This is a genomic window from Pyxidicoccus sp. MSG2 (genome assembly GCF_026626705.1).
Classification (GTDB): Bacteria; Myxococcota; Myxococcia; order Myxococcales; family Myxococcaceae; genus Myxococcus.
Genome location: NZ_JAPNKC010000001.1, coordinates 4,343,204 through 4,360,880, shown reverse-complemented (window position 1 = coordinate 4,360,880; position 17,677 = coordinate 4,343,204). Strand labels below are relative to the sequence as shown.

14 protein-coding genes are annotated in these 17,677 nt (G+C 72.2%); 8 read left to right on the top strand and 6 right to left on the bottom strand.

The window, feature by feature from the left end; all coding sequences use genetic code 11:
* Positions 1-354: 354 nt before the first annotated feature.
* On the bottom strand, positions 355-3,279 hold the full coding sequence (locus OV427_RS16590; protein ID WP_267857094.1) for a sigma-54-dependent transcriptional regulator: 2,925 nt from the start codon (positions 3,277-3,279) through the stop codon (positions 355-357).
* Between the two features lie 190 nt (positions 3,280-3,469).
* Between OV427_RS16590 and OV427_RS16585 the strand changes: the two genes are divergently transcribed.
* Complete coding sequence (locus tag OV427_RS16585; RefSeq protein ID WP_267857093.1) at positions 3,470-4,624, top strand: hypothetical protein; 1,155 nt, start codon at positions 3,470-3,472, stop codon at positions 4,622-4,624.
* 6 nt (positions 4,625-4,630) lie between these two features.
* Here the strand turns inward: OV427_RS16585 and OV427_RS16580 are convergent, their stop codons facing one another.
* Positions 4,631-6,046: an NAD-dependent succinate-semialdehyde dehydrogenase gene (locus OV427_RS16580; protein ID WP_267857092.1), complete on the bottom strand. Its 1,416-nt coding sequence runs from the start codon at positions 6,044-6,046 to the stop codon at positions 4,631-4,633.
* A gap of 141 nt (positions 6,047-6,187) precedes the next feature.
* Here OV427_RS16580 and OV427_RS16575 point away from each other — a divergent pair, with 141 nt between their 5' ends.
* From OV427_RS16575 to OV427_RS16560, 4 genes are all read left to right on the top strand, one after another.
* Positions 6,188-6,430 carry a hypothetical protein gene (locus OV427_RS16575; protein WP_267857091.1) on the top strand — a complete coding sequence of 81 codons (243 nt, stop codon included), beginning with the start codon at positions 6,188-6,190 and terminating at the stop codon, positions 6,428-6,430.
* Between the two features lie 123 nt (positions 6,431-6,553).
* On the top strand, positions 6,554-6,973 hold the full coding sequence (locus tag OV427_RS16570) for an ExbD/TolR family protein (protein ID WP_267857090.1): 420 nt from the start codon (positions 6,554-6,556) through the stop codon (positions 6,971-6,973).
* 11 nt (positions 6,974-6,984) lie between these two features.
* Entirely contained in the window at positions 6,985-7,410 is a 426-nt protein-coding gene (locus OV427_RS16565) for an ExbD/TolR family protein (protein WP_267857089.1), read from the top strand.
* A 74-nt stretch (positions 7,411-7,484) separates the two neighbouring features.
* Positions 7,485-8,213, top strand: coding sequence for a phosphatase PAP2 family protein (locus OV427_RS16560; protein ID WP_267857088.1), 729 nt, complete (start codon positions 7,485-7,487; stop codon positions 8,211-8,213).
* Positions 8,214-8,323: 110 nt separating this feature from the next.
* On the opposite strand, the gene OV427_RS16555 is transcribed toward OV427_RS16560, so the two are convergent.
* The 3 genes from OV427_RS16555 to OV427_RS16545 form a co-directional block, all read right to left on the bottom strand.
* Entirely contained in the window at positions 8,324-9,394 is a 1,071-nt protein-coding gene (locus OV427_RS16555; RefSeq protein WP_267857087.1) for a lipase secretion chaperone, read from the bottom strand.
* Positions 9,395-9,478: 84 nt separating this feature from the next.
* A complete protein-coding gene (locus OV427_RS16550) occupies positions 9,479-10,612 on the bottom strand; it encodes an IS30 family transposase (RefSeq protein WP_267857086.1) in 1,134 nt (377 codons plus the stop codon).
* Between the two features lie 258 nt (positions 10,613-10,870).
* Positions 10,871-11,800, bottom strand: a complete 930-nt coding sequence (locus OV427_RS16545; protein ID WP_267857085.1) for an esterase/lipase family protein — start codon at positions 11,798-11,800, stop codon at positions 10,871-10,873.
* Positions 11,801-12,014: 214 nt separating this feature from the next.
* Here OV427_RS16545 and OV427_RS16540 point away from each other — a divergent pair, with 214 nt between their 5' ends.
* Positions 12,015-13,757 carry a histone deacetylase gene (locus OV427_RS16540; protein WP_267857084.1) on the top strand — a complete coding sequence of 581 codons (1,743 nt, stop codon included), beginning with the start codon at positions 12,015-12,017 and terminating at the stop codon, positions 13,755-13,757.
* On the opposite strand, the gene OV427_RS16535 is transcribed toward OV427_RS16540, so the two are convergent.
* Entirely contained in the window at positions 13,754-14,353 is a 600-nt protein-coding gene (locus OV427_RS16535; protein ID WP_267857083.1) for a DUF488 family protein, read from the bottom strand. The two genes, OV427_RS16540 and OV427_RS16535, sit on opposite strands and share 4 nt — an antisense overlap.
* A 128-nt stretch (positions 14,354-14,481) precedes the next feature.
* On the opposite strand from OV427_RS16535, the gene OV427_RS16530 reads away from it, so the two are divergent.
* Both OV427_RS16530 and OV427_RS16525 read left to right on the top strand, forming a co-directional pair.
* Positions 14,482-15,141: an acyltransferase gene (locus OV427_RS16530; protein WP_267857082.1), complete on the top strand. Its 660-nt coding sequence runs from the start codon at positions 14,482-14,484 to the stop codon at positions 15,139-15,141.
* Positions 15,142-15,402: 261 nt separating this feature from the next.
* The gene (locus tag OV427_RS16525; protein WP_267857081.1) at positions 15,403-17,463 is read left to right on the top strand and encodes a PAS domain S-box protein; all 2,061 of its coding nucleotides are present in this window, start codon (positions 15,403-15,405) and stop codon (positions 17,461-17,463) included.
* Positions 17,464-17,677 lie beyond the last annotated feature (214 nt).

The window sequence follows — 17,677 nt, the reverse complement described above, 5'->3', positions numbered from 1 at the left end:
AAAGAGTCGGTCGGATATCCCACCCGGCCGGTTGGATATGTCTGCTCCCTGCACCTACCTCGAAGGATGATTTCCGTTTGGGCCCGAGGGCCTCCGCGCGCTGGCACGCGAGGTGCTTTACCCAACAGCAACAAAGCTTTCGTTGGTGGCCGCTTCGGTGGCCCCGGCACCCCGGGCCGGAGTTCCCCCCTCTTCGTCCCGCGGGTGTGTTCTTTCAGAGGCACTGGCAGCAAGGCGCTCCGGGTCGGGGTTTCCCCCCTCCTCGGCCCGGAGTGCGACCTCTGACCCGATTCCCACAGGGGTGTGGGGAAACAGGGCGGAGCGCATCGCGGGTTGGGGTCTTCTCCTCTGTACTCAGCCCGCGATGCGCATCTGCTCGGCTCCCAGCACGGCGGGCAGCGGTCCGTACGCCATGGAGCGCTCAATCACGTTGCGCAGCTCGCGCACGTTGCCGGGCCACGGGTGGGCCACCAGCGCCGCCAGCGCGTCCGGCCCCAGCTGCGGCGATTCCTCTCCCTCGGGCGTGAGCATCCGGACGAAGTGCCGGGCCAGCGCCACCACGTCCTCGCGCCGCTCGCGCAGCGGGGGCACCCGCACCGGCACCACCTGCAGCCGGTAGTAGAGGTCCTCTCGGAAGCGGCCCTCGCGCACCAATTGGCCCAAATCCCGGTGCGTGGCCGCCACCACCCGCACGTCCACCTCCACCGGCCGCATCTCCCCCAGGGGGAAGACCTCCCCATTCTCCAGGAAGCGAAGCAACTTGGGCTGTACTTCCAGGGGCAGCTCGCCAATCTCGTCGAGGAAGAGGGTGCCGCCGTGCGCGGCGCGGATGACGCCGGGGTGGTCCGTCGTCGCGCCGGTGTAGGCGCCGCGCCGGTAGCCGAAGAGCTGGCCCTCGAAGAGGTCCCTCGGCACGGCGGCGCAGTTGAAGGCCACGTATGGCCGCTGCGAGCGCGTGGACAGGGTGTGGAGCGCGCGGGCCACCAGCTCCTTTCCGGAGCCGGACTCGCCGGTGACGATGACGGTGGCGCGGCTGGAGGACAGGCGCGCCAGCTCCGTGCGCAGCCGCTTCATGGAAGGTGACGCGGCGATGAAGCCCGGCAGCTCCGAGTCGCGCACCGACTCCACGTCACCCACGTTGGCGACGGGGCCGTCCACCTCCGCGAAGCCGCGCAGCGCCGCGACCTCCAGCGCGAAGCCACCCAGGCGGGACAGCGCGGTGAGCAGCGCGCGGCCGTCCGCTGGCAGCGGGCCCACCACGCCCAGGCGCAGCCGCCGGCCGCACCCGTCTCCGAACTCCACCTCGTCCGTGGCCGGGACTCCCGCGAGGCCGGCGAGCAGTGTGGCCCGGCCCTGCGAGTCCAGCTCCTCCAGGCGGGGCGACGAGCCGGGGAAGAGTCCCTCCACCACGCCGAGCAGCTCGCGCTGCAGGAGCGACGCGCCCATGCCGCGCACGGACAGCCGCTCGAAGGGCACCACCAGCGCCTCCGCGCCCAGCCGCGCCGGGCCCGCGGGCGCGGCGGTGACGGGGTGCAGCGGGCGCGGCATGGCGCGGGTGAAGTCCTGGGGGGGCGCCATGCCCGCGCGGCGCAACTCCGCCTCGCTGGCCGCGAGCATCTCCTCGGCGGCGGGGTCTCCCTCCAGCTTCGCCACCAGCGCCAGGAGGTGGCGGGTGAAGAGGGCCATGGACAGGTCGCCCGCGAGGCGGAAGGTGCCCAGCGACGCCTCCATCTGCTCGCGGGCCTCGCGCGGGCGGCCCTCCAGCGCCAGCAGCATGCCCTCGAAGCGGTTGAGAATCGCCGAGTGGCCGGCGGACGGCATCCGCTCCAGGAAGACGCGCGCGCGGCGCAGCATGACGCGCCCCTCGGCGAGCTGGCCCGCGAAGGCGCGCGCGCCCGTCTCGTAGACGAGGCACTCGCGGCGCAGGAAGGGCCAGCCGCCCAGCTCCGTCACGCGCGCACCCGTCTCGGCCAGGCGGTCCGCGGCGCGCCGGGGCTGTCCGTCCGCGAGGTCCGCCATGGCCTCCGCGAAGAGGGCGTAGGCGCCGGTGAGGTTGCGCTGGATGGGGCCGTCATAGGCGGCCAGCCGCTCGGCGTACCGGCGCAGCTCCGCGTGGCGGCCGCTGATGAGCCACACCATCACCCGCGGCACCACGAGGTGCATGGGCGTCCAGCTCAGCTCCTCCACCACCGCGTCCGCCTCGTCCAGCACGGCCTCGGCTTCCGCGTAGCGCGTCAGGCGCAGCAGGGCCTCGGCCTCCGCGCGCGCGGCGAAGATGAAGGAGAAGCCGCGCACCATGCGCCCGCCATACGCGGCGTCGCGCGCGCGGCGCACCAACTGGAGCGCCTCCGCCGGCTCGCACGCTTCCTCCAGGCGGCGCTGCGCCAGGAAGGCCAGGTTGCGCGCCTCGAGGTAGGGGTAGCCCAGCCGCGCGGCGCCCTCGGCCACCTCGCGGAAGCGGCGCGTGGCCTGGGCGGACTCGCCGCGCATGGTGGCCTCGTGCGCGCATGCGTCCTCCGCCAGCAGGCGCAGCACCGGGTCCGTCACGGAGGGCAGCAGCGCCGCGAGCCGCCCGGTGTGGCGCGCCACCCGCTCCGCCTCACCCAGGTAGAAGGCGCTGGCCAGCTCGGCGATGCGCAGGTGGCAGCGCACCTCCGGGTCGTCGCGCACGGCCAGCAGCGCCTCGGCGCGCGCCACGTGCGCGGCGGACCGGGCCACGTCGAGCAGCTTGCCGTCCGGTGAGGCGTAGAGGTGGGCCGCCAGGGCGTGGACCTGGAGCTCCACGTCCTCCGGCAGCAGGCCCGAGGAGGCCTCGTCCAGATGGGGCAACAGGGTTGCGAAGGCGCTCCGCGGGTCTCCGCGTCCCCAGCGCTGGAGGTAGGAGAGGCCCACCGCCGCCATCGCCCGGGCGCCCGGTGTCCGCAGCACGCCCGAGGCCAGCAGCGCGAGCAATCCCTCCTCCGCCGCGCGCCACTCCGCCCGCTTCAAGTGCGCGAGGCAGGGGGCCAGCCGTGCGGACTCCTCGGGCCGCAGCTCCTGGCGCTGGGAGGTGGAGGCGGCGGGAGAGGTGCCCCCTTCGAGAAGGTTTCGGAGCGCCTGGGCCACCCGGCCGCGCGGGCGGCGCGCCTGCGCGGCCTCGTCCGGCAGCTCCCAGCGGTAGACGGTGAGGGGAGTGACGCCCAGCAGGCGGGCGAACGCGGCCCGGCTCTGCTCTCCGCGCAGCGCGCGGATGACATCGGGGCCCAGACCGCGGGGCTCCTCCTTCTCCTCCAAGCTCACCACACTAATCCCCTTTTAATCCCCCCGGCCCGCCGCCTTCTCTTTCATGCTTTTCGAGGGCGAAAGCAAACGATTGAGCATTTCCGATTCTTAAGTCTCGGCCTCTTGCTGGAAGGGCCCGGCCGTGGAGCGGGCGGTGGGGGGAGCGCTTCGCCTCCCTCAACACCGGAGAAGTCGTTATCGTCACTTCGTGCCCAGCGGACCCGATCAGCCACCTCTCCCTACGTCTCAGCGCATCCAGGATGAGCGCCTGCGCCGCCTGGAGGCGGCGCTCGCCGAGGGGCGCGCGAGGGAAGAGGCCTGGGTGGAGGAGTGGGTGCGGCGCACCGGCGAGCTGCCGTCCCGGAAGGTGCGCCGCAAGTGGGAGAAGAAGTGGCGGCGGGACGCGCGGCGCGAGGCGCAGCGGGCCGAGCGGGAGGCGCGGCTGGAGCGCACCCGCGACCCGGTGCGCGGGGGCATCTTCGCGGCGGTGGCCGTGGCGTGCGTGCTGATAGCGATGGCGCAGCCCGCGCGGCTGTGGTGGCTCGTCTTCGTGGCGCTGTCGTTCTTCATGTCGGCCGCGAGGCACCTGGGGCGGCCCCGGAGGGATGCGCTGCGGGACGCGGTGGAAGGGCCCGAGGCGCAGGCGCGAAGGCTGGGCGAGGGTGCGGAGCGCTCCACGCGGGAGCTGGAGCTTCGGCGAGGGGAGGGCGCGGAGCTGTCCGCGCGCGAGGCGGAGTCCGTCCGGAGGGACTCCGGGAGAAGCGGTGAGCGGACCTCCACGCGAGAGGCGGACGCCAGGCGCGGCGCGGATGCGTCGGTGGACCCGCGCGTGGCGAAGGTGGATGCCCTGTGCGGCAAGCTGATGGAGGAGCTGCGCGCGGGACCCGCCGTGCTGCGCGAGGTGGTGCACGCGCCGGAGCGCACGGTGGAGGCGCTGCGCAAGGGGTGTCACGAGCTGGTGCGCCGCGAGCGTGAGCTGCGGGCGCTGTCGACGCCCGAGGAGTCCCGGCGGCTCGAGTCCGAGCGCGAGGCGCTGGCCACGCGCGTGTCCACCGAGGAGGACACGGTGGTGCGCGAGCGGCTGGCCGGGGCGCTGACCGCGCTGGACGAGCAGCGTCGCCAGCGCGCCGAGCTGGTCACCGCGGCCAACCGGCTGGAGGCCGAGCACACGCGCCTCTACTACAACCTGGAGGGGCTGTACGCGCAGGTGCTGCGGGTGCGCTCGGCGGACACGGCCGGCGAGGACCTCGCCGGCGCGGGCTTGAGGCAGAGCGTGGAGAAGCTCGGCTCGGAGGTGGACGCGGTGACGCAGGCGCTGGAAGAGGTCCACCGCCCGCCCGACGGCCGGGTGCGAACGCGGTAGGCGGCGCTACTCGCTGACCGAGTGGCGAGGCGCGGGCGGCTGCTGCGCGCCCGTGCTGACCGCGATGCGCACCGTCTTCGCATTGACGAACTCGCGGATGCCCACGTCCGCCAGCTCGCGCCCGTGGCCCGAGTGCTTCACGCCGCCGAACGGCAGCCGCGGGTCCGACGCCACCATCTCGTTGACGAAGACCATGCCGGACTCGACGCCGTCGATGAACCGCCGCTGCTCCGCCTCGTCGCGCGTCCACACGCTGGCGCCCAGGCCGAACGGCGTCGCGTTGGCGAGCTCGATGGCATGGTCCACGTCCCGTGCCCGCAGCAGCGTGGCCACCGGACCGAACAGCTCGTCATGGAAGGCGGGGGCCTTCGGGGGCGGGTCCGCCAGCACGGTGGCCGGGTAGAAGTTCCCCGGACGCTCCAGCGGCGTGCCTCCCAGCAGCAGCCGCGTGCCGGCCTTCACGCTCTCCTCCACCTGCGCGTGCAGCCCCTTGAGGATGCCCTCGGTGGCCAGCGGCCCCAGGTCCGTCTTCGGGTCCATGGGGTCTCCCACGGTGACGCGCTTCATGCGCTCCACGAAGCGGCGCTCGAAGTCCGCGGCGATGGGTTCCGCGACGATGAAGCGCTTGGCCGCGATGCAGGACTGGCCGTTGTTGATGAGCCGTGCCGTCACCGCCGTCTCCACCGCCTTGTCCAGGTCCGCGCTGGACATGACGATGAACGGGTCGCTTCCGCCCAGCTCCAGCACCACCTTCTTGATGGCCCTGCCCGCCGCCGCGCCCACCGCCCGGCCCGCGCCCTCGCTGCCGGTCAGCGTCACCGCCCTCACCCGCGGGTCCTCGATGACGCGATTCACGTCCGACGTCTCAATCATCAGCGCCTGGAACGCGCCGCGCGGGAAGCCCGCCTGGACGAACAGCTCCTCCAGCGCCAGCGCGCACTGCGGCACGTTGTGCGCGTGCTTGAGCAGCCCCACGTTGCCCGCCATCAGCGCCGGGGCGGCGAAGCGCACCACCTGCCAGAAGGGGAAGTTCCACGGCATGATGGCCAGCACCGGCCCCAGCGGCTGGTAGCGCACGAAGGCCCTGTCCCCGCCCACTTCAATCGGCTGGTCCCTCAGCAGCCCCTCCGCCTTGGAGACGTAGTAGCGGCACGCGCTCGCGCACTTGCGGGCCTCCGCCTTCGCCGCCTCCAGCGGCTTGCCCATCTCCTCCGTCATGATGCGGCCGTAGCGGGGGGCCTCCGCCTCCAGCAACTCCGCGGCGCGGCGCATCCACGTGGCGCGCTCGGTGAACGAGGTGTGGCGGTAGGTGCGGAACGTGTCCTCCGCGAGCTGGAGCTTCGCCTCCAGCTCCTCGGCGGTGTGCGAGGCGAACGTGCGCAGCGTCTTGCCCGTCGTCGGGTCGATGGTGGCGATGGCCATGGTTTCCCTCCTGGAGCCGTGTGATAGCAGCCGGGCGCGGGGAGACAACGCCGCTCGTCGGCCGAGCGTCCAGCCGCGCACTTCATTTTCGCCCGGCTGTCACCTCCCTTATAAGCAGCGGGGCAAGGACTGGAGACCGCCATGAACATCGAAGCCATCCGTGAGCGCCGCTTCAACCCCCTCGTCGCAGGGGTGCTGTCCGTGCTGATTCCGGGCCTGGGCCAGCTCTACAAGGGGCAGCTCATCCGCGCGCTGGTGTGGTTCTGCGTCGTGGGCATCGGCTACTTCCTCCTCGTCGTGCCGGGCATCATCCTCCACGTCCTCTGCGTGGCGGGCGCGGCGTTCGGCGACGCGGGGTCGGACCGCGTCCGGCTCATCCGGTAGCGCTCCGGCGCCGGCTCCGGCGCCATGACGCAATCGTGACGGAACGCTGGCCGGGCGCCCGCCATCGCGCCGCCGCGTCCGTGCTCCCATGAGGCTGTCCCTTCCAGCAAGGAGCAGCCGCGCATGGGAATGTCCGGTGGTGGTCGCAAGGGTGGCATCCGCAGTGACATCAACGTCACCCCGCTCGTCGACGTGGTGCTGGTCCTCCTCATCATCTTCATGGTCGTCACCCCGATGATGCAGTCGGGGAAGGCCGTGGCCCTGCCGAAGGCGGCCCAGGTGGAACACGAGGCCGGCAAGGACGCGCTCGTCCTCTCCATGACGCCGGACCGCAAGGTGTTCGTCGACGCGGACGCCTACCCGGATGACGCCGCCTTCCAGGCGAGGCTCCGGGAGGAGCTGCTCCGCAAGCCCGAGCGCCGCTTCCTGCTCAAGGCCGACCAGTCCCTGTCGTGCGGGGACGTGCGCAAGGTCATCCACCTGGCGCGGGCCGCCGGAGTGGAGCGGGTGTCGTTCGGCGTGGAATCGCTCGAGGCAAAGTGAGGAGTCACCCCATGCGTGCTCAGAAGCGAAGCTTCGTGCGGCCCCAGGCCGACGTGAATTCGGACATCAACGTCACTCCGCTGGTGGACGTGGTGCTGGTGCTGCTCATCATCTTCATGGTCCTCACGCCGCTGATGAACAAGGACCTGGCCGTGCAGCTCCCGGAGCAGACCGAGGCGCCTGCGCCACCGTCCCGGCCCGACGAGAAGCTCTGGGTGGTGGGCCTCACGCCCGAGGGCAAGCTCACGCTGAACGACGAGCCCGTGGACGACGCGGACTATGTGCCGCGCCTGAAGGGCATCCTGGAGGCGCGGCCCCGGGGCCAGCGGCACGTGTTCTTCAAGATGGCGGACCGCGCGGGCTACGGCCGGCTGGTGGCGGCCCTGGACGGGGCGAAGGCCGCGGGCGCGGAGGAACTGGGCGTCCTCACCGAGTAGCGGCCGTGGGCAGCAGCCGACAGTCCAAACACTCCGGAGTCGCTCATGGGCCCCGGGTGCATAGTGTCGCGGACATGTGGCGAAGATGGTGGAAGTGGATGTCGGGGCTGGACGTGGCGGTGACGCGGCTGCTCGGGATGCTGCTGCTCCTGGCCGCGTGCCTGCTGGGGTTCATCGCGCTGTCGGACGAGGTGTCCGAGGGCGAGACGCAGGACATCGACGAGCGGGTGCTGCGCGCGCTGCGCAGCCCGGAGGACCCGGCGGTGCCTCGCGGGCCGTGGTGGCTGGCGGTGGCGGCGGAGGAGGTGACGTCGCTCGGCGGGGTGACGGTGCTGTCCCTCGTCACGCTGATGGTGTGCGGCTTCCTGCTGCTGGCGCGGCGCTACCGGACGCTGGTGCTGGTGCTGGTGGCGACGGTGGGCGGGGCGGGGCTGAACATGCTGCTCAAGCAGCTCTTCGCACGGCCCCGTCCCTCGGTGGTGCCGCACCTGACGGAGGTGATGACCCAGAGCTTCCCGAGCGGGCACGCCATGCTGTCGGCCACCGTGTACCTCACGCTCGGAGGGATTCTGGCGCAGCTCGCGGAGCGGCGGCGGCTCAAGGCGTACATCCTGGGCCTGTCGCTGCTGCTGCCGTTCCTGGTGGGGCTGACGCGGGTGTATCTGGGCGTGCACTACCCCACGGACGTGCTCGGCGGCTGGGTGGCGGGGCTCGCGTGGGCGCTGCTCACCGTGGTGCTGGCCCGCGCCCTGCGGCGGCGGAGCCCGGCCCTTCGCGCGGAGGCGCGCAAGCCGGTGGAGTGAAGCCTCCCAGCGGACGAAGCCTCCACGCGGCGGAGCCGGGCTCGACCGACGGTGCCCTGCTGCCTCGTCCGCGCAACGTCGAGCGCATCCGCCGCCTCCATGCGCTTCGACTATGGGCTCGTGCCGCCCTGCTGCCTCGCGCGCTCCGCGTCGAGCGCATCCGCGGCCTGCACGCGGGGGCGCTCCTCGGGCGTGAAGGAATCGACGAGCAGCCGCTGCACCGCGGCCTCTCGGACGGCCGCATCCGGCTCGGAGAGGCGCAGGGCCTCCCGCTTCGCGCGGAACGCCTCCAGCCGCTGTTTCCACTCTGCCCGCTGGCGGTCCAGCGCTTCCAGCTGCTCGGTGGCCTCCGTGCCCACGGTGGCCTGGCGGTACTGGTGCAGGTCCTCGGCCGTGGCGCCGGTGGCGAGCAACTCGCGCTCCTCGGCCTGCTGTCGCAGCGGGCGCAGGGCTTCTTCTCGCTGGGCCCTCATTGCGGGCGGGAGCTGCTCCTCCAGTGCGGCGATGCGACGCTCGCGCTCTTCCCGTGTCAGTGAGGTGTCCCGCTCCAGCTTCATGCGCTCGAGCGATACCGAGTCCACCTGTTCCTCCGCGCTGAAGAAGGCATCCGCAGCGGCATCGCCCAGATGCTCACGACGCAGTTGGCGCAGGGCCTCCAGCCGGCTGCCCAGGTCGTCCTGTGCACTGCCGGGAGGCACCCGCAGCGCGCGCGTCGCCTCGCGATAGGCGCGGTAGTCATCGAGGAGCCGCACCGCTTCCTCCGCGGCCCGCGGTGGCAGCTTCTCCCGGAGGGCCGCGAGGATGCGCGCGCGGATGACCTCGGGCGGCTCTTCTCCCGTCGCGGAGAGGTAGTAGTCGAAGAGGAGGCGCACGTCGGCCGACAGCACGAGATGCCCTTCGGCATCCACCCGCAGCGCACCGTCTTCCTGCGTGTCTTGAAGCGACGTGGGCGTCGGCGGGAGTGCTGCGTCGCCCCGGCGCGCGTCGCCCTGCAGGCCCGCCGCGGACCGGGCCACCGCCGCGCCAGACGCCAGGCGCGCAGCATCCCGCACGGGGCTCGTGGCGTTGGAGGCGGCTCGCATCTCGTCGCGCACCTCGCCTTGTAAGGCGAGCCACCCGAGCACACCGGCTCCGATGGCGGCACCCAGCGCGAGCACGACAGCGACAGGACGAATCTTCACGGCGATGTCCCTCTTCTCGACAGGGGTCCGGGCGCGGGGGGGAGGGTCCCTGTTCGGAAATGTCGGGGGTTTTGGCGGGCGGTCTCAACCGGTCATCGCAACGGCTCGGGCGAATACCTCGGCGGGGGTGTGCCAGTCGAGTGTCTGGCGCGGGCGGCTGTTGAGTTGGGCGGCGATAGCATCGAGTTGCTGCGCGCAGAGGTGGCTCAAGTCCATGCCCTTGGGCATGTACTGGCGCAGCAGGCCGTTGGTGTTCTCGTTGCTGCCGCGCTGCCAGGGGCTGTGCGGGTCGCAGAAGTAGACTTGCACGGCGGTGTCGAGGGTGAAGCGCACGTGCTCGGACATCTCCTTGCCCTGGTCCCAGGTGAGGCTGCGGCGCAGGGCGTCAGGCAGCTGGCCAATCTTGTGGGTGAGGGCCTGGCGCACGTGGCCCGCGGTGCGGCCCTCGGGCAGGTGCAGCAGCATGACGTAGCGGCTGTGGCGCTCCACCAGCGTGCCCACCGCGGACTTGCCTTGCTTACCGAGGATGAGGTCACCCTCCCAATGGCCTGGCACGGCCCTGTCTTCGACTTCGGGTGGACGCGCGCTCAGCATCAGCTTGTCCGGCAACTGGCCGCGTAGGTCCGTGCGCCCCTGGGGCCGGCGCTGGGTGCGGCCCGTGCGCAGACACGCGGTGAGCTCCTTGCGCAGGGCGCCGCGCGTCTGGACGTAGAGGCTGCGGTAAAGGGTTTCGTGGGACACGTGCAGCTCGGGGCAGTGCGGGAAGTCTCGCTTGAGACTGGCGGCAACCTGCTGAGGACTCCAGCACTCCTCCAGCCGCCGCTCCACCTCCTGGCGCAGCCGTGGGTACTCCTGCAGCTTCGTGTGCTTGGGACGCCGTGCCCGGTGCGTTGCGCCCCGCTCGCCGCGCCACGCCCGGTAGCGCTTGCGCCCACCGGTACGGGCCACTTCACGGCTGAGCGTGGAGGCCGCCCGGCCCAGGCGCCTCGCGATGGCACGCAGCGAGTCGCCCGCCCGCAGCCCCCGCGAGATTTCCTCGCGCTCCTGCACCGACAGCCGCAAAGCGGAACGCACGTGGGCCCTCTGCATCATGCTGCCCGCCCCAGGGCGCAGCCGCTGCAGCGTGCGCTCACTCACCCCTGCCGCCCGCGCTGCCGCCTCCAGCGTCTGCCCGGCCGCTACCGAGCGCCGCACCGCCAGCCAGTCCTCTGCACTCATCCTGCCGAGCTTGCCTCGCCTCTGCACCGGACACCTCCCCGGATGCACGCCGCTATGCCGTGCATCCCGACTGGTGCGTTCACCGGTTGAGACCGCCCGCCGCGAAAAGTCCCGACATTTCCGAACAGCACGCCCCCGGAACGCGTCCGGACCCTCCTGCACACCTGACGTTCAGGCCCGTGAGCTTGTGTGCTCGACCCCGGCCGTGCTCGGCACGCGCCGGCGTGCCCCCAGGTCCCGGCCGTACAGCCCCGCGCCTCACAGCCCCGCGTTCTTCAGCCGGTTGGCGTGCGTGCGGAACACGGACTTCGGGTCGCTCTCGAACAGGTTGGTGAGGCCGAGCACCTGGTTCACCTCGTCCAGGTGGTTCATCCCGTAGTTGTCACGCAGCACGGTGCCGAAGTGCGAGCTGCACCGACCCACGAGGCCATCGTTGGACTCGCTGTAGAAGAAGGAGGACAGCCCGAGCGAGCCGTCACCCACGTCCAGGATGTTCGTGAGCACGCCGGTACCCGACCACGAGTAGTACCGCTGCCCGTTCAGCCCCGTGGCCGCGCCCTGGCCGCACGAGGTGGCGGGGACGCCCGCGGGGAACGTGGTGTTGTAGCGCGTCAGCCCCGTGCGGGTGAGCGCCTCCAGGCCCTTCACCGCGTTCTGCGGCTGGCTGTAGCCGGAGAGCAGCCCCAGCACCGTGCCCAGGCTGTTGGCGAAGTACGACACCACGCCCTCGGTGAAGCCGCCCGGGGCCAGGTTCCGGCGCAGGTAGTCCGCCAGGTCCGCGCCCTTGTGCGGCGAGCCCACCGTCGTCACCGACGCCACCAGGTCCGGCCGCACCGCCGCCACGTAGCGCACGTCGAGGCCGCCGTGGCTGTGGCCGATGAGGTTCACCTTGCCGCAGCCCGTGCGCGCGACGATGTCCTCCACCTGTGCGAGCAGTGCCTCGCCGCGCGCCTCCGTGGACTGGAAGGAGGGCACCTGCGTCACGTACACGCGCGCCCCGCCCGCGGTGAGCGTGGACGGGATGCCGTGGAAGTAGTCCAGCACGCCGAACAGCGTGTCGAAGCCCGCCATGCCGTGCGCGAGCACCAGGGGATAGCGCGTCTTCGTGTACGTATCCGCGGCTCGAGCGGGCAGGGCGACCAGACACAACGCCACGACGGCCAGACACAGCGAACGCAACGGCTGCATGGAATACCCCCGGGTGTGCAGGCCGCCAGCAGGGCGGTCCCGCCGGGGCGCGTGCCTACCTTTCACCTCAAGTGAAACGCAAGCCAACCTCCGGGCGAGTGTGAAAAACGCCCCGGGGCGCCGTTCACTGCGCGAAGCTTGCCGCCTCCGTGCACGTCCTCCGCTCGCCACCGTCCCCGTCGCCCTTCGTCCGGTTCCGCGTGAGGTGCCTCGCATGAGCGTCTGGGATTGGCTCGGGCGCTGGGTGCCGGGAAGCAAGCCGACGGTGCCCATCTTCTACGACGAGAGCTACCGCCTGCCGCTCAGCGGCATCGAGTCCACGGTGGGAATCGAACCGCGCGGGGTGGACTTCACCACCTGGTACCTCCTGGAGAAGGGCGTGGTGCGCGCGCAGGACGTGCACCGCCCGCTGCCGGTGAGCTACGCGGAATTGGCGCGGGTGCATGACGCCGAGTACCTGGAGTCGCTTGGCCGCCCGGAGACGCTGGCGCGCATCTTCGCCGCGGACCCGTCCGAGGTACCGGTGGACACGCTGCTGTCCAACGTGCGGCTGGTGTGCGGCGGGACGCTCGGGGCGGCGCGGCTGGCGCTGGCGCGCCGGGGCCCGGTGGTGAACATGGCGGGCGGCTTCCACCACGCGGCGCCGGGACGGGGCGGCGGCTTCTGCGCCGTCAACGACATCGCGGTGGCGCTGGCGGCGCTCCACGCGGACGGCTTCGACGGGCAGGCGGTGGTGCTGGATTTGGACGCGCACCCGCCGGACGGCACGGCGGAGTGTCTGGCGGGGCAGGAGCGCGCGTGGATTGGCTCGCTGTCCGGCAGCGACTGGGGCGCGCTCCCGCTGGAGGTGGACGAGACGCGCGTGCCGGAGGGCACCGGTGACAGCGACTACCTCGCGCTGCTGGAGGGACTGCTGGCGCGCATGCCCCGGCCGGACGTGGCCTTCGTGATTGCCGGTGGGGATGTGCTGGCGGGAGACCGCTTCGGCCGCGTGGGGCTGACGCTGGACGGGGCCCGGCGGCGCGACATGGCCCTGGCGCACGCGCTGCGCGGGGTGCCGAGCGTGTGGCTGCCGGGCGGCGGCTACCACGCCGAGTCGTGGAAGGTGTTCGCGGGCTCGGTGCTGGTGCTGGCGGGGAAGGGCTCTCGGCGCATCACCGCGCGGTATGACCCGCTGAGCGCGCGCTACCAACGCATCTCCCGGCTGCTGACGCAGGAGGGGACACCGCTGGAGGAGTCGCTGACGCTGGAGGACCTGGAGGGCTCGCTGGGGCTGGGCGGTGCGCTGCAACCGCGGGTGCTCGGCTACTACACGGCGCAGGCGCTGGAATACACGCTGTTCCGTTACGGGCTGCTGTCACACGTGGAGCGGCTGGGCTACAGCCGGCTGCGCGTGGAGGTGGGCTCCACGGGAGCGGGGGACCGCATCAAGGTGCTGGGCCGCACGGGCGGGCAGGAGCACCTGCTGGTGGACTGCGTGGTGGAGCGGCGCCCGGTGGCGGGCGAGCCCTTCCTCTTCGTCAACTGGCTGAGCCTGCGCCACCCGCGCGCGCGCTTCAGCGAGCGGCGGCCGCAGCTGCCGGGGCAGGACGTGCCGGGGCTCGGGCTGTCCCGCGAGGCCACGGAGATGCTGCTCTTGATGGCGAAGCGGATTGGCCTGGCGGGCGTGGCCTTCCGTCCCATGTGGTTCCACCTGGCCGCGCTGGCGCGCTTCCGCTTCCGCTTCGCGGACCCGCTGCGGCAGGGTCGCTTCGAGGCGATGGTGCGGGACTTGTCGAGCCACCCGATGCTGGAGATGACGCGCGCGGTGGTGGACGGCCGGGTGCTCCTCAACGGCCAGCCGTACTCCTGGGAGCCGGACGACATGGTGTCGCGCCTGGAGCCCGCGGCGGCGGACGTGGAGGTCATCGCCGCCGAGCGCGAGCGCTGCCGCTTCACGGTGGATGGCGCGAGCTAGGCATGCGCGCCGTGCTCCGGCACCAGTCGCGCCTCGTCCGGTGAGCCCGGGTACAGCACCTGCGTGCCATGCACCCGGGCGAAGGCGGTGAGCCGGTGCGGCTCGGAGCGGGTGGCGCTCGAGAGGTGCCGCACCTCCACGCCACGGGCCCACAGCGCGTCGGCGACCAGCGAGCGGTGGCAGCGCCAGCGCAGCGCCTCCGCGCACATGATGGCCACCGGCCCCTCGCGAGACAGCACGCGCAATTCCTCCAGCCCTCGCGCGAACTCCTCCGTCTGCATGTAGTCCGCGTACCCCTGGAAGCTGCGGTTGCGCCACGCCGTGTTGGGCGAGTCCGGCCGGGGCCTCCGCAGCCCGCCCAGTCGGGGCAGGTGCTGGTGGTGGATGTCCACCCGCGCCAGCGTCCGCGCGAAGGTGTCCACGTTGAACTGCGGATTCGTGCGTGAGCGCGGCACCGTGCGGATGTCCGCCAGCGTCCGGACGCCGTGCGCCTCCAGCAGCGCCACCATTTCATCCGCCGTGCGCGTGGAATGGCCCACCGCGAAGACGTGGGCCTTCCCCCATCCCCAGGCTCGTTTCGGCAGTGCGGGTGCCATGTCCCTGGACCTCCTGGACGGAAGGATGGGGATGGCCGCGTGGCCATGCAGGCCCGGGGCCCGGGCGGCAGCAGGAGCGGGCGAGCGGGCATGGCCCGCGAGCCCCACGGGCGTGGTAGTCAGGCGCCGTGGACCTGAACGCGCGCCGCCGCGAGCAGCACAAGCTCCGGCTCTCCTGGATGCCTTGGCTCTACTTCGTCCTCAAGCCCCGCCACCGCGGCTGGGCGGAGGCCTGGCAGCGCGAGGTGCAGCAATGGCTGCGCGAACTGGAGACCGTCGAAATCGCGGAGGGGTGCTTCATCGCCCCGGAGGCGCGCATCTTCGCCGAGCCCGGGCGCACCGTGTCCATCGGCCCCGGTTGCAGCATCGCCGCGGAGGTCTTCCTCCACGGGCCCGTGGTGCTGGGCCCCAATGTCAGCATCAACGCCCGGGCCAGCCTGGACGGCGGCTCCGCCGGCATCCGCATCGGTGAGGGCACGCGCATCGCCACCGGCGTCACCGTGTACGCCTTCGACCACGGGCTCGCCCCGGACCGGCCCGTGCGTGGGCAACCCGTGACGTCGCGTGGCGTCGTCATCGGCGCGGATGTCTGGGTGGGCGCCAACGCCGGAATCACCGACGGCGTCACCGTGGGAGACCACGCCGTGGTGGCCATGGGGGCCGTCGTCACCCGGGACGTGCCCCCCTGGTCCATCGTCGGTGGCGTGCCCGCCCGAGTCATGGGAGACCGCCGACTGCGCCCTCGCTCGGGTGCTCCCGGTGGGTGGGAGCCCGACGACGGAGCGTGAACTGCTTGCGCCTTCATTGACTTCCAGACATTCGGTCGCCGTATGCTTCGGGGTGAGGTCGCCACCGGGAGGGGACAGGGTCTGGTATCGCTCCCGGCAGCCGTGTGCGCTGTCAGGACGCCGGCCCCTCTCCGAGGGCGCAGGAGGCCGGATTTGGCGGACGAGCAGCGGGAAACGGGGCCTGATGAGGCCCCCGCAGGGCCGGTTCCCGAGCCGCATCCCGGAGGGAGCGGAGCGCGTGCGCCGCTGAGGCCCGCTACCATGTCCGGCGCTCCGTTCGACGAGCGGCACATCCGCGTGCTCGACGACCTGATGCGCGAGGTGCCCTTCCAGCTCGATGCCCAGGGCTGCGTCATCTGGCTCTCCAAGCCCTGGGAGCGCCTGACGGGCATGCTGGTGTCCCGGTGGCTGGGCCGCCCGCTGTGGGACGCCTTCCACCCGGAGGACCGGGAGCGCGCCCGCGCACTGCTGGAGTCCGCGGCCGCCCAGCGCAGCCTGGCGCCGCGCGAGGAGCTGCGCATGGAGGCGGCCGAGGGACGGGGCACCCGCTGGGTGGTGCTGTCCGCCCGGGCCCTGCCGGACTCGCCCGGTGAGGTGGTGGGCACGCTGGCGGACGTCACCTCGCGCCGGCAGGCCGAGCAGGCCATCACCACGCGCGAGCGCTACCTGGAGACCATGGTGGACGTGCAGCGGCGGATGATGCCGCACCAGCTCCCACTCGACCTGTACGGCGCCGTCGTGGAGCCGCTGGGCCACGTGTCCGCCGCCAGCCGCGTCTACGTCTTCGAGATGCACCGCGCCCCGGACGGCACGCTGCTGGGCTCGCAGCGCGCGGAGTGGTGCGCGCCCGGCATCACCCCCAACCTGGAGGACCCGGAGATGCACGGCCTCCCGCTGATGGAGGCGCTGCACCCCCACCAGGCGGCGCGGCTGTTGCGCGGGGACCCCGTGCAGGGCATGCCCCGGGACTTCCCCGCCATGTTGGCCGCGGTGGTGGAGGCGCAGGGCGTGCGCTCCGTGCTGCTCATCCCGCTGCGCGTGCACGGGCAACTCTTCGGCGTCATCGGCTTCGACAACTGCCGCGAGGCGCGGCCGTGGGGCCCCATTGAAGTCAACCTCCTGTCCGGCGCGGCCGGCGCCCTGTCGCTGGCGCTGGAGCAGCGCACGGACAACGCGCTGCGCGTGCGCACGGAGACGACGCTGCGGCGCACCGAGGCCGGCGTCCACCTGCTCATCGAAGCCTTTCCGGACCCCGTCATGGTGCACGTGGGGGACGGCGTGCTGCTGTCCGTGAATCCGGCCCTGGTGCAGTACCTGGGCTACCGCGAGCCCTCGGAGCTGGTGGGTCGCCACGTGCTGGAGCTGGTGCGGCCGGAGGACCGGAGCGCGGCGCAGCTCCACCTGGGGCAGGCGATGGAAGGCCAGCGCTCGGCGCGCGCGGTGGAGATGCCGCTGATGCGCAAGGACGGCGAGGTCGTGGTGGCGGACCTGGTGACGCTGGCCGTCGTCGTCGACGGGGCGCCCGCGCGGGTGACGGTGGCGCGCGACTTCACCGAGCGCAAGCGCACCCAGGCGCAGCTCATGCTCACCGACCGCATGGCCTCTATGGGCCTGCTGGCCGCGGGCATTGCCCACGAGCTGAACAACCCGCTGGCCTACGTGCTGTCCAACCTGGACTACCTCCACGGCACGGTGGGGCCCCGCTCACGGCCGCTCACGCACGACGAGCTGGTGGAGTGCCGCCAGGTGCTGGAAGACGCCCGCGAGGGCGCCGAGCGCATGCGGCAGATTGTCCGCCAGCTGCGCGTCTTCTCCCGCGTGGAGGACGGCAAGGAGGAGGCGGTGGACGTGCACCGGGTGCTGGACTCGGTGACGCAGATGGCGGCCAGCACGGTGCGCGCCCGCGCGCGGTTGATAAAGGAATACGGCGAGGTGCCCACGGTGAAGGGCAACGAGGGCAAGCTGTTCCAGGTGTTCCTCAACCTCGTCATCAACGCCGCGCACGCCATCGACGAGGGCCAGTCCGAGACGAATGAAATCCGTCTCACCACGTACCTGGACGAGGGGGGCCACGTCATGGTGGTGGTGCGGGACACCGGCCACGGCATTCCCCCCGAGCACCTGCGCCGCATCTTCGACCCCTTCTTCACCACCAAGGCCGCGGGTGTGGGCACGGGCCTGGGGCTGTCCATCTGCGACACCATCGTCAACGGGATGGGCGGTCACATCTCCGTGGAGTCGTCCGTGGGAGCGGGCACCACCTTCCGCGTGGCCCTGAGTGTCGCCCCGCCGAAGGAAACGGCGAGCCGGCCGGGCGTGTGAGCGGCGCCTCCCTCCAGCGCTCGGCAGAGCGCGGAAGTCTGAAGCCCTCGGCAGAGCGCGGAAGTCGGAGGCCCTCGGCAGGGCCCGGAAGTCTGACGCCCTTGTCGGCGCGCTGAAGCCCCGCGCCCTTGCGAGAGGCGCGGACGCCCGGAGTCCTTGCCGGGGCTGGGAAGTCCGGACACTGTAGGCCGCCTGACGGCGCGCCCTCGCGGGC

What these genes read in the sequence shown, in the direction of transcription:
- OV427_RS16580 (WP_267857092.1), bottom strand. Translation starts at nt 6,046, where the DNA reads ATGGCCATCGCCACCATCGACCCGACGACGGGCAAGACGCTGCGCACG.
- OV427_RS16575 (WP_267857091.1), top strand. Translation starts at nt 6,188, where the DNA reads ATGAACATCGAAGCCATCCGTGAGCGCCGCTTCAACCCCCTCGTCGCA.
- OV427_RS16570 (WP_267857090.1), top strand. Translation starts at nt 6,554, where the DNA reads ATGGGAATGTCCGGTGGTGGTCGCAAGGGTGGCATCCGCAGTGACATC.
- OV427_RS16565 (WP_267857089.1), top strand. Translation starts at nt 6,985, where the DNA reads ATGCGTGCTCAGAAGCGAAGCTTCGTGCGGCCCCAGGCCGACGTGAAT.
- OV427_RS16560 (WP_267857088.1), top strand. Translation starts at nt 7,485, where the DNA reads ATGTGGCGAAGATGGTGGAAGTGGATGTCGGGGCTGGACGTGGCGGTG.
- OV427_RS16550 (WP_267857086.1), bottom strand. Translation starts at nt 10,612, where the DNA reads ATGAGTGCAGAGGACTGGCTGGCGGTGCGGCGCTCGGTAGCGGCCGGG.
- OV427_RS16545 (WP_267857085.1), bottom strand. Translation starts at nt 11,800, where the DNA reads ATGCAGCCGTTGCGTTCGCTGTGTCTGGCCGTCGTGGCGTTGTGTCTG.
- OV427_RS16540 (WP_267857084.1), top strand. Translation starts at nt 12,015, where the DNA reads ATGAGCGTCTGGGATTGGCTCGGGCGCTGGGTGCCGGGAAGCAAGCCG.
- OV427_RS16535 (WP_267857083.1), bottom strand. Translation starts at nt 14,353, where the DNA reads ATGGCACCCGCACTGCCGAAACGAGCCTGGGGATGGGGGAAGGCCCAC.
- OV427_RS16525 (WP_267857081.1), top strand. Translation starts at nt 15,403, where the DNA reads ATGTCCGGCGCTCCGTTCGACGAGCGGCACATCCGCGTGCTCGACGAC.